Origin of the sequence: Nocardiopsis endophytica, from assembly GCF_027706725.1 — a bacterium.
GTDB lineage: Bacteria > Actinomycetota > Actinomycetes > Streptosporangiales > Streptosporangiaceae > Nocardiopsis_A > Nocardiopsis_A endophytica.
In genome coordinates this window covers 1-13,928 of record NZ_JAQFWQ010000018.1, presented here as the reverse complement: position 1 = coordinate 13,928, position 13,928 = coordinate 1, and the positions used below count along the sequence as shown (strand labels likewise).

Genomic DNA, 13,928 nt, shown 5'->3' with positions numbered 1-13,928 from the left:
GGGAGCGCGGTGGCGGCCGAACGCGGGCGCCGCGCGGCCGAGCATGATCAACACAACACGCCCTAAGGCCGACCCGGCCGCGGGCGGCGCCGACCCGCACATAGGCTGTCACCATGACCGCCCGCCCATCGGAGGGCGGCCCGGCAGGCGCGCCCGCCAGCGGGCTCGCCCCCGAGGTCGCCGCCCGCCTCAAGCGCACCCCCGACGGCCTCGTCCCGGCCGTCGTGCAGCAGCACGACACCGGCGAGGTGCTCATGCTCGCGTGGATGGACGACGAGGCCCTGCACCGCACCCTGACCACCCGCAGCGCCACCTACTGGTCGCGCAGCCGCGGAGAGTACTGGGTGAAGGGCGCCACCTCGGGCAACGTGCAGCGGGTCGTCTCGGTCGCCCTCGACTGCGACGGGGACACGCTGCTGGTCCAGGTGGACCAGACCGGCGCCGCCTGCCACACCGGCGACCGCACCTGCTTCGACGCCGGTGCCCTGCCGGTGGAGGGCGGGCCGTGAGCGGGCCGGACCACGCGCGCGCCAAGCGCGAGTACACCTCGGCCCTGGCCGCCACCGCGGTCGGCGCCGCCGCCCTGATCACCGCCGCCGGGCAGACCTGGGCCAGCGGCGACGTCGAGGTGCCCGGCCCGCTGGCCGCGGCCCCCGTCCAGGTGGACGGTGCCACCGCCGCCCCGGCCGTCGCGGCCATGGGGTGGGCCGGGCTCGCCGCGGTCGCCGCGCTCATCGCCACCCGCGGCCGTGCGCGCACCGCCGCGGGCGTCCTGATGGTCCTCTTCGGAGCCGGAGCCCTGGCGGGGGTGTGGACCGGCACCCGCGGGTCCTCCCTGGCCGCCGCGGCGCTCCGGGCCACGACCGCCCGGGGCGAGCTGGGCGGCCTGCACGTGGAGTGGGGGTGGCCGGCCCTGGCCGCGTTCGGCGGGGCCGTCCTGCTGGCCGCCGGCGCCGCCGCCGCGTGGCGGGGGCCTGCCTGGCCCGCCATGGGCAGCAGGTACGATCGCCACGGCGCCTCCGCCGCGACCTCCCGGAACGGCCCTGCCGACCCCGCCGACCTGTGGAGGTCGCTGGACCACGGAGAGGACCCCACCGCCGACCCGGCCCAGGGCGGCGCGTCCGCCGAGGAGGCCGGCGGCGCCCCTGACAACGACGATCCCGACCGTGACCGCGCCCGACCGGCGGGCGCACCGGCAGCACAGAAGGAGCCCTGATGGCCGACGCACACCACGAGGAGCACGAGGACCACGGCAACACCGTCGCCGCGTGGTTCCTCACCATCTCCTGGATCGCGGCGTGGACCGTGGCCGGCGCCGCCATCATCCTCGGCGGGGACATCATCGTCTGGACCGGGCTCGGTCTGGGGGCCAGCGTCGTGCTGGCGATCGTCGCCGGGGTCATGAAGAAGGCCGGCCTGGGCCGCAAGGAGCCGCGCCCGGTGCCGCCGACGCGCGAGCAGTGGGAGTCCGAGCGCGCGCAGGGCGGCGAGGCCGCCAAGGGCGACAAGGCCGCCAAGGCCTCTGAGAAGGCGGACAAGGCCGAGAAGGCGGACAAGACGGACAAGAAGGGTGGCGACGACGACAAGGAGCCCGCCACCGCGGGCGCCAAGTAGCCGACGCCCCGTCCGGTCGGTGGGCCCGCCCGAGGGCCTACGGACCGCTGGGGGCGCGGACCGGGCCGGCCGCACGGCCGGGACGGCGCACGCCCCCGAGAGAGACCGACACGGCCCGCTCCCCGTGGTGCACCGCCACCACCAGGAGCGGGCCGCGGTCGTATCCGGGGACGGGGAAGAGCGGCGACGACGGAGGTGGGCGGCGCTTGCTGCAGCGTCGTCGGCCGCGGCGCGTGTGCGTGGTTTCTGGTGAGGGCGGCGACGGCAGCAGCGGGGCGGTTCCCCGGCCCTGCCTGCCGGGCGCCGGGCCCCTCCGCGATGATCTCGGGAAAAACGACGCTACCGGGGCGGTTTTAGCGTCCTTTTCCCCGAGATCAACGAGGGGACGGCGGTGCGGGGGCGCGCTGGTGTTGATCTCGGGGAAGTCGGGGTTATTGTGTCCGGTTTAACCCCGGGTTCCCCGAGATCATCGCGGAGGGGGGCCTCCCGGGCGGCGCATGTCGGGCATTTCGGGCGGTGGGGGAGGGGGTTGGGCGTCCTGTGTCGTGAAATCGACGCTTCTTGGTGGATCAGGTGTCGATATCACCACTCAAGATGGCCCTGCGCCCTGCCTGGCCCCTTTGGTGAGATCATCGCCGGGATGGCGTCTCTCGGGGTGGGGTGCGGCCGTCGCGGGCGCCCGATATGGCTCGTTCGGGTGCGGGGTGACTGGTGCCTCAGGGCCGCTTTCGGCCATGGGGGCGGGGGCCTTCGGTCTCGGTTCGCCGCTTGCCCGCCCGTCCCTGTTCTCCCAGGCCTCGCCGCCACATCTCCGGGGTCGCTCGGCGGCGAGGCGTGCTCGCGCGCCTCCGGACCGTGGTCGCGGGTCTGCGGAAATGGGGTCCGGCCTGTCCTTCGTCTGGCATGATGCCTACCGATCTGCGGCGAAACGCGGCGTACCCGGCCCTGAGACCGCCGGCCCCCCATCCCCGCACACCTGCGCGCGACGGCGCGCCGCCGTGGCCCCTCACACGTTGGCGTCACAGGTACAGAGAAGTAGGTAGTGATGAGCTATCCACCCCCCGGACCGCCCCCTCCTCCGCCCGGTGGCGGGTACAGCCCTCCCCCAGGAGGCGCGCCGTACGGGCACGCGCCCGGCGGCCCGCCCCCCGGCGCGCCCCAGGGCGGGCCGCCGCAGGTCGGCATGGCCGGCCTCATCATCGCCATCATCCTTTTCCCGCTGCTGGGCATCCCTGCCCTCATCTTCGGCCTGAAGGTCGACTCCGCCTGGCGGGCGGGGGACTACCAGGGCGCCTACGACGCCCATGACAAGGCGAAGAAGTTCGAGAAGTGGTCCTTCATCGCCTTCGGGATCAGCATCGTCCTCAGCGTCCTGCTGAGCATCCTCATGACGCTGGGGATCATCGGGCTCGGGTTCGGGGTCGCCGCCACCTCCGGGGGGCTGGACGACGGCACCGACTCGGGCTACAGCGAGTACGACGACACCACCGGCTATGACGACGGCACCGGGTACGACGACGGCACCGGGGAGTACGACACCGGAGACGAGGAGCTCGACCAGCAGCTGGAGGAGCTGGACGAGCTCAACGAGAGCCTCGACGACGAGATGAACGGCTACTGACGCCCACGGCGCCGCACCGGAGGGTGCGGCGCCGTTCCGCGTCCGGCACCGTCTAGACTCGGCCCGTGGAGACCAGCCCCGCATCACCGCCCCCGCCCGCCGGACCGCGCCCCTCAGGGCGCCTCCGCGCCCTCGCCGGGCGCCTGCACCCCGCCACCTGGCCCCTGCTGCTGGGCGCCGCAGGAACGGCCGGGCTCCTGGTCGTCCACGCCATCGACCCCAACCAGCCGGGCAACTACCCGACCTGCCCCTGGCTCACCGTCACCGGCACCTGGTGCCCGGGCTGCGGCACCACCCGCGCCGTGCACGCGCTGACCAACCTCGACATCGCCGGCGCCGCCCAGATGAACGTCCTCCTGCTGGCGCTCCTCCCCTACATGGCCTACCTGTACGGCCGGTGGCTCTACCGGTCCTTCCGCCCCGACGTGCCGCCCGCCAGGGGCCTGCGCCCGGTCGGGGCCCTGGTACTGCTGCTCGTCGTCATCGGGTACACCGTCGTGCGCAACACCCCCTTCGGCCTGTTCCTGGCCCCCGGCGGGGTGCCCGCCCCCGCTCCCGTCTGGGGCTGAGCCCCGCGCGGCGCACCCGCCCCGATCCGCGGGGCGGTGACCCTCCGCCGTCGCGGGACGGATACGATCGGACGACACCGGGGCGCGGACGATGAGCCTTCCCGCCGTGTGCCCCGACGCCACCGGCGTCCACCGCGGCGGCGGACGCCATGACGACAGCTATCTGGAGGGGGCAGGCCCACGTGAGCGTGCTCGACGAGATCCTCGACGGGGTGCGCGACGACCTCGCCGCACGGCAGGCGCAGACGCCGCTGGAACGCCTCAAGGAGATGGCCGCCGCCGTCCCCCGGCCGCAGGACGTGGTCGCCGCCCTGCGCCGGCCCGGAGTGCAGGTCATCGCCGAGGTGAAGCGCTCCAGCCCGTCCAAGGGCGCCCTGTCGGCCATCGCCGACCCGGCCGCGCTGGCCAAGGACTACGCCGACGGCGGGGCGTGCCTGATCAGCGTGCTCACCGAGCGCCGCCGGTTCAGCGGCAGCCTGGAGGACCTGGCCGCGGTGCGCGCCGCCGTGCCCACCCCGCTGCTGCGCAAGGACTTCGTCGTCAGCTCCTACCAGCTGTGGGAGGCGCTGGTGCACGGCGCCGACGCGGTGCTGCTCATCGTCGCCGCCCTGGAGCAGGACGCCCTGGTCTCGCTGGTCGAGCGCGCCGAGTCGCTCGGCCTGACCCCGCTGGTCGAGGTGCACACCGAGCAGGAGGTGGAGCGGGCCCTGGCGGCCGGGGCCACCGTCATCGGCGTCAACGCCCGCGACCTGACCACCCTCAAGGTCGACCGGGACACCTTCGCCCGCGTCGCCCCCGCCATCCCCGACGACCGCATCAAGATCGCCGAGTCCGGTGTGCGCGGACCGCACGACCTGCTCGCCTACGCCGGCTCCGGCGCCGACGCGGTGCTCGTCGGCGAGAGCCTGGTGACCGGCCGCCACCCGCGGACCGCCGTCGCCGACCTGGTCACCGCCGGGGCCCACCCCGCCCTGAGGGACCGCCGATGACCGTGCCCAGGGAACCGCTGCACCGGCGATGGCCCGGCCTGCCCTGAGGGGGGAACCGGCGCCCGGGCGCCCACGCGCGTCCGGCCACCGCCCCGCCGGTGCCTTCGACGGCACCGGCGGCGCCGCACGGGTCCCGCGCCGGTAGCCGGGCCGCACGGCACCGCCCGCCGGCCGCCCCGAGGGCAGGACACCGCTCGACCCGCGACGCGGCGGCTCGCCGGTCCGCTCACAGCGGACCCGGCCCGCGCGGCGGCGCCCCACCGGGGCCGCCCGCACCCGAGCCGGCCCGCGGCGCGGACCGGGGCGGCACCTCCGGACGTCCCAGCGGCGCCCGCGCCGGACGGACACCGCGACCCCGGCCGCGGACACGCCCGCCGGCGCGCCTCCGAGGAGCCCGCCCCCGGGGCCCAGCGCCCCGACCGCCCGATGACGACCCACGGCTCGGCCGCGCCCCCGACGGCGCCGGCCAGGAGAGACCCCGACATGACCACCGAGACCACCGGACCTGCCGCCACCGGCGGCGCGCCCGGACACTTCGGCCGCTACGGCGGCCGCTTCAGCCCCGAGGCGCTCGTCGCCGCCCTCGACGAGGTCGCCCGGGCCTGGGAGAAGGCCCGCGAGGACAAGGACTTCCAGGAGGAGCTGGACGGCCTGCTGCGCGACTACACCGGCCGCCCCAGCCCGCTCACCGACGCGCCCCGGTTCGCCGAGCACTGCGGCGGGGCGCGCATCCTCCTCAAGCGCGAGGACCTCAACCACACCGGCTCGCACAAGATCAACAACGTGCTGGGCCAGGCCCTGCTCACCCGCCGGATGGGCAAGACCCGGGTGATCGCCGAGACCGGCGCCGGGCAGCACGGGGTGGCCACCGCCACCGCGTGCGCCCTGCTCGGCCTGGAGTGCGTCGTCTACATGGGCGAGGAGGACACCCGCCGCCAGGCGCTCAACGTCGCCCGCATGCGCATGCTCGGCGCCGAGGTGGTGCCGGTGACCATCGGCAGCCGCACCCTCAAGGACGCCGTCAACGAGGCCTTCCGCGACTGGGTCGCCAACGTCGACCACACCCACTACCTGCTGGGCACGGTCGCCGGGCCGCACCCCTTCCCCACGATGGTGCGCGACCTGCACTACATCATCGGCCGGGAGGCCCGCGAGCAGGTGCTGGAGCGCACCGGGCGGCTGCCGGACGCGGTGTCGGCGTGCGTGGGCGGCGGCTCGAATGCCATCGGGGCCTTCGCCGCGTTCATCGGCGACCCCGGCGTGCGGCTGTACGGCTTCGAGGCCGGAGGCGACGGCGTGGCCACCGGCCGCCACGCCGCCTCCATCACCGGCGGGTCCCCCGGCGTCTTCCAGGGCACCCGCACCTACGTGCTGCAGGACGAGCACGGCCAGACCGTGCCCAGCCACTCCATCTCCGCCGGCCTGGACTACCCGGCGGTCGGCCCCGAGCACGCCCACCTCGCCGACACCGGCCGCGCCGAGTACCGGGCGGTCACCGACGCCGACGCCATGGAGGCGTTCCGGCTGCTGTGCCGCACCGAGGGCATCATCCCCGCCATCGAGAGCGCGCACGCCCTGGCCGGGGCGCGCGAGATCGGCCGGGAGCTGGGGCCGGAGGCGACCGTCCTGGTGAACCTGTCCGGCCGCGGCGACAAGGACATGGGCACCGCCGCCGCCTACTTCGGGCTCATGGACGACGAGGGGGAGCAGGAGTGACCGGGCAGCCGAACACCGCGCAGGACGCGGACGGAACCACCCCGCTGCAGCGCGGGCTGGCCCGCGCCAAGGACGAGGGGCGGGCGGCCCTCATCGGCTACCTGCCCGCGGGCTTCCCCGACCTGGCCTCCTCCATCGAGGTGGTGCGGGCGATGGTCGCCGGGGGCTGCGACGTGGTCGAGGTGGGCCTGCCCTACTCCGACCCCACCATGGACGGCCCCACCATCCAGCGCGCCGCCGACCGGGCGCTGGCCGCCGGGACCACCCCCGCCGACGTGCTGCGGGTGGTCGAGGCGGTCGCCGAGGCGGGCGCCGCCGCGCTGGTCATGTCGTACTGGAACCCGATCGACCGGTACGGCACCGCCCGCTTCGCCGCCGACCTGGCCTCCGCGGGCGGCTCCGGCGCCATCACCCCCGATCTGCTCCCCGAGGAGGCGGGGGAGTGGATGGAGGCCACCGACGCCCACGGGCTCGACCGGATCTTCCTGGTGGCGCCCTCCTCCACCGACGAGCGGCTGAGGCTGACCACCGGCGCCAGCCGCGGCTTCGTCTACGCCGCCTCCCTGATGGGCGTGACCGGCACCCGCGCGGCGGTGGCGAGCACCGCCGAGAAGCTGGTGGTGCGCACCCGCCAGGCCATCGGGGACTCCGGTCTGCCGGTCTGCGTGGGTCTGGGCATCTCCAGCGGTGAGCAGGCCGCCGAGGTCGCCGGGTACGCCGACGGGGTCATCGTCGGCGCCGGGTTCTGCCAGCGGGTGCTGGACGCCGCCGACCTGGGCGCGGCCACCGCAGCGGTCGGCGCGTTCGCCGAGGAGCTCGCCGAAGGGGCCCGCGCCGGGCGGCGGTGAGGCCCACCGGTCGGCCCTGCTGCCCGAGGGGCGGCGGGGCCGACCGGGGTGCGGCGGCGTGGAGGCGCGGCGCTGCGGTGGCGTGTTCGCGAGGCCGCGCGGAGGGCGGGGCGAGGGGCCCGGAGTCGGCCGTTCCCGCAGGCCGCGGTGGGCCCGCCGCGGGTCCCCGGCCGCGAGCGGGGCCGGGTGAGAAAAGGGTGAGAATCGAGTCCTCTTCCTGGGAAGAGGACGTGCGGGGCGCGCCGACCGGCATAGGCTTCTCCAGCACCGGCCGCCGCACACCGCGCCGCGACCTGCGCGACCAACGGTCTCCGGGCGGTCACATGCAGTAGGCTCCGCTGCGACGCCGCGCGCCCCCGGCGGCGCCCACGGCCCGCGGCGCGCCCACCCGCCCAGGCGAACAGGGAAGTCCAGACATGAACACCGGTCCCACCGAGCAGAACACCGCCTCCGGCCGGCCCGACGGCGAGGCCGCGGCCGCCACCGGGCCCGAGGACGCCGCCGCCCCTCCGTGGAAGGCCCGCTGGGCCGCCGCCCAGCCGTGGGTGACCCTCGTGTGCCGCGTCGCCCTCGCCGGAATCCTCGGCTTCGCCGCCTACACCAAGCTGCCCCCCGCGCTGTCCATCCAGTCCGTCGAGGCCTACCAGCTCTTCCCGGCCGGCGTCGCCGAGTTCATCGGCATCACGCTGCCCCTGCTGGAGTTCGCCCTGGCCCTGCTCCTGCTCCTGGGGCTGGCCACCCGCTACGTCGCCGCCGCCACCGGCCTGCTCATGCTGGCCTTCATCGCCGGAATCGCCTCCGCCTGGGCGCGCGGGCTCAACATCGACTGCGGCTGCTTCGGCACCGGCGGCGCGGTCGCCCCCGGCGAGACCGCCTACGGGGTCGACATCGCCCGCGACATCGGCTTCGTCGTGCTGGCCGGTATCGTCATGCTCTGGCCGCGCTCCCCGCTGTCCCTCGACCGGCTCGCCGGGCTCTACCGCTGACGCCCGGCGCCCGGCGGCGTCCCCCGGGGCGCCGCCGAACCTGATAGAACGGCCCCGCACCCGCGGGGGACGGACCCGACAACCCATCAGTACGGAGAACGGTGATCGGCCCATGGGCAAGGCGGCGCGGCGCGAGGCCCGCGAACGTTTGAAGCAGCAGCGCCTCAAGGAGCAGCAGAAGGCCAAGCGCAACCGCGTCCTGCTCGTCGTGGGCGCCGCGGTGGTCGTGGTCGCGCTCGTGGTGGCGGTCGGCTACTTCGTCCTCATGCGCGACCGCGGCGGCGGCGAGGTCGAGCTGCCCCCGCAGGCCCTGCAGACCGACGGCAGCGTCGTCCTGGCCGAGGACGGCGCGAGCGCGCCCGTGCTGGAGATCTACGCCGACTACCAGTGCCCGGCCTGCAAGCAGTTCGAGACCGCCACCGGCTCGGCCATCCAGGAGATGGCCGCCAAGGGCGAGGTCATCGTGCACTACCGCCCGGTCAGCATCTTCGCCCTGCGCGGCGAGCCGCTGGGCTCCAACTCGCTGCGCGGCGGGGCCGCCGCCCGCGCCGCCGCCGACGCGGGCAAATTCGTCGAGTACAACGACGTGCTGTTCGAGAACCAGCCCGCCGAGGGCGACCCGGGCTTCTCTCCGGACGAGCTCAAGCAGTGGGGCGAGGACGTCGGCATCGACGACCCCGCCTTCGCCGAGCGCGTCGACGCCGAGTCGGAGGTCGCCGACCGCTTCGCCCAGGACTACGCCCCCGAGCTGCTGGAGAAGGCCCAGGGCGAGCTGGGCGCCGACAGCATCAACACCATGCCGGTCACCGACCTCATCGCCTGGGGCGACGAGAACGGCGTGGACTCCTCCTTCCTCGACGACACCTACGTCCTGGAGATCCTGGAGTCCACCGGCGCGGTCAACCAGCGCTACGACGGCGAGAACGCCTTCGCGGGCACCCCGAGCGTCTACCTCAACGGCGCCAAGATGGGCAATGAGATGTACTCTGCCTCCAGCCTCCGCAGCGCCGTGGCCGAGGCCGAGCCCGGCGAACCGCAGTCCACGCCGGCCGAGGACGCCGAAGACGGCGGCGACGGCGAGGGCGCGGGCGGCGACGCCGGGGCGTCCCCCTCCACCTCGCCCTCCGCCGACGCCAAGGAATGAACCAGCCGAGATGACCACACCTGCGACCCTCGCGACCGCGGACGCCGCCGGGGGCGGCCTCACTCTGGCCGCCATCCCGCCGCCCCCGGTCAGCCAGTTCGAGATCGGCCCGCTGACCATCCACATCTACGCGCTGTGCATCCTGGCCGGCGTCATCGTGGCCGTGGCCTGGTCCGAGCGCCGCTGGGCGGCCATGGGGGGTGAGAAGGGCACCATCATGGACCTGGCGGTGCCCGCCGTCATCCTCGGCCTCATCGGCGGCCGCCTCTACCACGTCATCAGCGACTACCAGCTGTACTTCGGGCCCGGGCGGGAGCCGATCCAGGCGCTGTACATCTGGAACGGCGGCCTGGGCATCTGGGGCGCCATCCCGCTGGGCGCGCTGGGCGTGTGGCTCGGCGCACGCCGCCGCGGGCTGTCGCTGTCGAAGCTCTCCTTCGCCATCGCGCCCACCATCCCGCTGGCGCAGGCCTTCGGGCGCTGGGGCAACTACTTCAACCAGGAGCTCTTCGGGAGCCCGACCGACCTGCCGTGGGCGCTGGAGATCTCCACCGCCGACGGGCGCCCGGCCGGGTACATCGAGGGATTCAGCACCTACCACCCCACGTTCCTGTACGAGTCGCTGTGGAACATCGGTCTCGCGGTGCTCCTGGCCTGGCTGGGGCGGCGCTACGCCGACCGGCTCGGCGGCGGGCGGCTCTTCGCGCTCTACGTCATGGGTTACTGTGTGGGGCGGTTCTGGATCGAGTACATGCGCATCGACCCGGCGAACGAGATCCTCGGCTTCCGCCTGAACAACTGGACGTCGGTCGTCGTGTTCCTGCTGGCCCTGGGCTACTTCGTCCTGTCGGAGCGGTGGATGCACCGCTTCTCCACGCGCGTGGTGCCCTACGGCCACGAGGCCGGAACCCAGGTCTTCGACACCGACCCGGCCACCGACGGGGAGGAGGGGCGGACCGGCGCCGCTGCCGCCACCGGCACGGACGAGCCGGGCTCGACCGGCGCCGACACGGGCGAGGAATCCGTCACACCCGAACCGGAGGACGAGGCCGCCGGGGCCCGACCCGCGGAGGACGCCCCCGCGGAGGCCGGAGCCCCGGACACCGCCGCGCCCGACGGGGACGGCCCCGCGGAGGACGCCGCCTCGGCGGAGGACGCCGGGCCCGAAGGACCCGACGGCGACCGGGACGGCGCCCGAGCCAACGGGGACGCCCCGGCCGATGGGCCCTCGGAGGCCGACGGGGACGCCTCGGCCGACGGTGGGCCCCAGGGCGAGCCGGAGTCCGCGTCCGACGAGGACGCGGACGGTGGGCCCCAGGGCGAGAAGGCCGGAACCGAAGAGACCCGGGCCGCAGCGGACGACACCGACGACTCCGAGACGGCCCCCGAGACCGACACGGCCCCCGACCCCGGGACCGGCCCCGAGTCCGACACGGACGGGGCCGCGACCGGACCCGCGGAGAACAAGCGGGAGGACTAGGCGCCGCCGGCGCCGCCGCGGAACCTCCGCGGACGCGGCGGCGCCGACGAGGATGAGTGAGCTAGCGACGTGAGCAGATCGGACTCCGCCGGCCGGGCGGGCGCGCGCGGATCGCGCCGCGCCCGGAACGGCCGCCGCCACCGCGGCGACGCCGCACCGCAGGACACCGTGGTCGACACCGGGCCCGGCGAGGTGGTCGAGGAGCTCGGCCCCGAGGCCTACGACGGCCCCGGGCCCGAGGCCCTGCCCGAAGGGGACGAGGCGGCCGACGAGGCCGCCCCCGCCCGAAGAGCGGGCAAGAGGAAGAAGAAGGGCCGCAAGGCCAAGGGCAAGGCCGAGGCGGCGCCCCCGCGCCGGGGCCGCCGCTCGGCCCCCGGCACCGTCGACCCCGTCTCCAAGTTCTCGGCCACGGCCCTGCGCAAGGTCAGCGTCCTGGGCGACCGCCCCAACCAGGTCGTCAACACCCTCGCCGAGCAGAGCACCGGCAAGCGCGGCACCGCCGTGCTGGGCGTGCTGCTCGGGCTGTGCGGGGTGGCCCTCGTGGTGCTCCTGGGCGTGCTCTTCTACCTGCTGCTGTTCACCGACAACTCCTTCGGGGGCGGCGACGACCCCGCCATGGCCATGCCGGAGGACGGCCACTCCACCCTCCTGCCCACCGTCTTCCAGGGCGAGTCGCAGGAGCAGAAGATCTTCGACCCCATCGCCGAGCGGCCCGAGGGCGCCAAGCCGCTCGACGCCGAGAAGGTGTTCGGGTCCGACGCGGAGAAGCTCGAACTCGACGACCTCACCCTCACCCTCCAGGAGGCGGAGGCCACCGACACCTGCACCCGGTGGGTGTGGGGCGAGGACGTGGGGCAGGCGCTGGTCGACGGCGGCTGCACCTCCGCGGCCCGCGGCTTCTACCAGGACGCCGACGAGGAGTACGTGGCGCAGTTCACGCTCTTCGACCTGTCCGACTCCGAGGCCTCCAGCGCCGCCGCCAAGACCCTCGACCCGCGCAACCACGACACCGACGTCGGCTTCCTGGTGCCCATGGACCAGGGCGTGGACGGCCTGCACCAGGGGTACAGCCAGGCGTCGACCCAGGTCATGGGGCACTACCTGGCCGTGTACTGGGTGGCCCGCGCCGACGCGGGGGAGCCGGAGGAGGACACCGCGATGGCCAAGGTCAACGTGGTGGCCATGGACGCGGCGGTGTGGGTCTACGAGCAGGTCGGCCGCGCCAAGGAGGAGCAGGAGGGCTGACCCGCCCGCGCGGCGCCGCCCCGGCGATCCCGGCTAGGATGCGCCTACCGGCGCCGCGCCCCGCGTTCACCGCGCGGCCCGGACGTCACAACGCGAGCAGCAGGCTCAGGCATTCGAGAGGTCACGGTGTCTTCTTCAGATCCCTCAGGCGCGGCCCCCCGCGCGGCGGCCACGGGCGGCAGGCGCAGGCGGAACGGCGGAGGCGACCCCGGTGAGGGGGCGGCCGACGCGCCGCGCCGGCGCTCCGGCGGCGGGTCCCGGCGCAGGCCGGGGTCCGCGGGCGGAGACGACGGGAACGGGAAGGGCGGGCGGCGCGGCAAGGCGCTGCCGATCCTGCTGGGCGCCCTGGGCGTGGCGGTGGTCGCGCTCGTCGGCGTGCTGGTGTGGACCTTCATGGGCGGGGGCGCGGAGGCCCCGGCGCAGGCCCGGCCCACGACCTACTCGGTGTACGACTCGGAGAAGTTCAACGACGTACTGCCGTCGCAGGAGGTCGACTCGCGCCCCCTCACCGAGGGGGAGATGTTCGAGCGCGGCAACGAGAAGATCGACAGCCAGGACATCGTCTTCGAGCTCAAGGCCAAGTCGCTGACCGAGGACTGCTCGAAGGCGGTGTGGGGCTCGGCGGTGCAGAAGGCGCTCGAGGACGCCGGGTGCACCCAGGCGGCCAGCGCCGCCTACGACTCGGGCGACTACGTGGGTGTGGCGGTGATGTTCAACCTGCGCGACGCCGAGGCCTCCCAGGCGGTGGCCGACGCCATGGAGCAGCCGCTGATCACCGACGAGGAGAAGGAGAGCCCCGGGTTCGTCCTCAACCCCGGCACCGAGGACCCGCTGACCCGGCTGGGCACGGGCTTCAGCCGGGCCGAGGCGTCGGTGAGCGGCCACTACCTGCTGGTGGCCTGGGCACAGGACAAGTCCTCGGAGGACCCGAGCCAGCGGGAGGACCTGACGGCCCCGCTGATCGCGCTGAGCGGCTACCAGGACCCGCTGTACCGGAGGGTCGTCAACCTGGAACGCCCCGGCCTCGACGACTCCGGCCAGGGCGCCGGCACGGGCACGGAACAGGGCGCTGGCACCGGCACCGAGCAGGGAGCAGGGACGGGCACCGAGCAGGGAGCAGGGACGGGCACCGAGCAGGGCACCGGCACCGAGCAAGGGGCGGGCACCGGCACGGGCACCGGTACCGGCTGACGCCCAGCACCGACGGAACGAACCAGGCGGCCGCAGCCTTAGCGCTGTCGGCCGCCTGTGGTGTGCGGGGGTCGGCATGGTTGGCGGCGACGACGAAGGTCGGCGGCCCGCACCGCAGCGCTGTCGGCCACCAGGCGTGTGCATGGTCACCGCAGATGGCGGCGACGGTGACAGCCGGGCGGTTCCCGGGCCCTGCCTGCCGGGCGTCCGGTCGCTCGCGGCTCGGGTGGGCGGCTGAGCAAGGTACCCCGCTCAAGGGCCCTGGCCGGGTGGCGGTCCGCCGGGGTGTGGGGTGGAGGCGGCGACGACGAAGGTCAGCGGCCCGCCCGGTAGCGCTGTCGGCCGCCGGGCGTGCGGATGGTCACCGAGCTCGGCGGCGACGGCCGGAGCAGGGCGGTTCCCCGGCCCTGCTTGCCGTCCGGCAGGCCCCTCGCGGTCCGGGGAGGCGGCGCGACCGGGTGGGTGCGTGGCCGCCCGCGCTCGTGGCGCCCGCATCCCCGGTGCCCCTCCTTGTTGATCTCGGGG

Annotated in this window: 13 protein-coding genes and 1 pseudogene; 13 read left to right on the top strand and 1 reads right to left on the bottom strand. The window is 75.0% G+C overall.

The genetic code is table 11. From position 1 onward, the window contains the following. Positions 1-113: 113 nt before the first annotated feature. The 13 genes and pseudogenes from hisI to O4J56_RS08535 all read left to right on the top strand — a co-directional run bounded on the left by hisI (position 114) and on the right by O4J56_RS08535 (position 13,403). A complete protein-coding gene (gene hisI, locus O4J56_RS08595; protein WP_270684957.1) occupies positions 114-509 on the top strand; it encodes a phosphoribosyl-AMP cyclohydrolase in 396 nt (131 codons plus the stop codon). Beyond that, complete coding sequence (locus tag O4J56_RS08590; protein WP_270684955.1) at positions 506-1,216, top strand: Trp biosynthesis-associated membrane protein; 711 nt, start codon at positions 506-508, stop codon at positions 1,214-1,216. Before hisI ends, O4J56_RS08590 begins: the two co-directional genes overlap by 4 nt. Next, positions 1,216-1,614 (top strand): HGxxPAAW family protein, encoded by a 399-nt coding sequence (locus O4J56_RS08585; RefSeq protein ID WP_270684954.1) that lies wholly within the window; start codon positions 1,216-1,218, stop codon positions 1,612-1,614. Before O4J56_RS08590 ends, O4J56_RS08585 begins: the two co-directional genes overlap by 1 nt. Before the next feature lie 1,045 nt (positions 1,615-2,659). Then, on the top strand, positions 2,660-3,235 hold the full coding sequence (locus O4J56_RS08580; RefSeq protein ID WP_270684953.1) for a CD225/dispanin family protein: 576 nt from the start codon (positions 2,660-2,662) through the stop codon (positions 3,233-3,235). A 65-nt stretch (positions 3,236-3,300) separates the two neighbouring features. Further along, a complete protein-coding gene (locus tag O4J56_RS08575; protein WP_270684951.1) occupies positions 3,301-3,804 on the top strand; it encodes a DUF2752 domain-containing protein in 504 nt (167 codons plus the stop codon). Positions 3,805-3,986: 182 nt separating this feature from the next. After that, positions 3,987-4,793 carry an indole-3-glycerol phosphate synthase TrpC gene (gene trpC, locus O4J56_RS08570; protein ID WP_270685044.1) on the top strand — a complete coding sequence of 269 codons (807 nt, stop codon included), beginning with the start codon at positions 3,987-3,989 and terminating at the stop codon, positions 4,791-4,793. 483 nt (positions 4,794-5,276) lie between these two features. Beyond that, positions 5,277-6,509, top strand: a complete 1,233-nt coding sequence (gene trpB / locus O4J56_RS08565; RefSeq protein ID WP_270684950.1) for a tryptophan synthase subunit beta — start codon at positions 5,277-5,279, stop codon at positions 6,507-6,509. Continuing rightward, a complete protein-coding gene (gene trpA / locus O4J56_RS08560; protein ID WP_270684948.1) occupies positions 6,506-7,357 on the top strand; it encodes a tryptophan synthase subunit alpha in 852 nt (283 codons plus the stop codon). Before trpB ends, trpA begins: the two co-directional genes overlap by 4 nt. Positions 7,358-7,773: 416 nt before the next feature. Next, a complete protein-coding gene (locus tag O4J56_RS08555) occupies positions 7,774-8,343 on the top strand; it encodes a MauE/DoxX family redox-associated membrane protein (RefSeq protein ID WP_270684946.1) in 570 nt (189 codons plus the stop codon). 112 nt (positions 8,344-8,455) lie between these two features. Further along, positions 8,456-9,487: a DsbA family protein gene (locus tag O4J56_RS08550; protein WP_270684945.1), complete on the top strand. Its 1,032-nt coding sequence runs from the start codon at positions 8,456-8,458 to the stop codon at positions 9,485-9,487. A 10-nt stretch (positions 9,488-9,497) separates the two neighbouring features. Further along, positions 9,498-10,619 (top strand): annotated as a pseudogene (gene lgt / locus O4J56_RS08545) (prolipoprotein diacylglyceryl transferase); the annotation flags it as partial. A gap of 417 nt (positions 10,620-11,036) precedes the next feature. Beyond that, positions 11,037-12,212 carry a hypothetical protein gene (locus O4J56_RS08540; protein WP_270684943.1) on the top strand — a complete coding sequence of 392 codons (1,176 nt, stop codon included), beginning with the start codon at positions 11,037-11,039 and terminating at the stop codon, positions 12,210-12,212. A gap of 126 nt (positions 12,213-12,338) precedes the next feature. After that, positions 12,339-13,403, top strand: coding sequence for a hypothetical protein (locus tag O4J56_RS08535; RefSeq protein ID WP_270684942.1), 1,065 nt, complete (start codon positions 12,339-12,341; stop codon positions 13,401-13,403). Positions 13,404-13,717: 314 nt separating this feature from the next. Here the strand turns inward: O4J56_RS08535 and O4J56_RS08530 are convergent. After that, positions 13,718-13,928, bottom strand: a 211-nt coding sequence (locus O4J56_RS08530) for a hypothetical protein (RefSeq protein WP_270684940.1), incomplete at its 5' end; no start/stop codon positions are given.

Coding starts and splice junctions, on each gene's coding strand:
- hisI (WP_270684957.1), top strand. CDS start 114: ATGACCGCCCGCCCATCGGAGGGCGGCCCGGCAGGCGCGCCCGCCAGC.
- O4J56_RS08585 (WP_270684954.1), top strand. CDS start 1,216: ATGGCCGACGCACACCACGAGGAGCACGAGGACCACGGCAACACCGTC.
- O4J56_RS08580 (WP_270684953.1), top strand. CDS start 2,660: ATGAGCTATCCACCCCCCGGACCGCCCCCTCCTCCGCCCGGTGGCGGG.
- trpB (WP_270684950.1), top strand. CDS start 5,277: ATGACCACCGAGACCACCGGACCTGCCGCCACCGGCGGCGCGCCCGGA.
- O4J56_RS08555 (WP_270684946.1), top strand. CDS start 7,774: ATGAACACCGGTCCCACCGAGCAGAACACCGCCTCCGGCCGGCCCGAC.
- O4J56_RS08550 (WP_270684945.1), top strand. CDS start 8,456: ATGGGCAAGGCGGCGCGGCGCGAGGCCCGCGAACGTTTGAAGCAGCAG.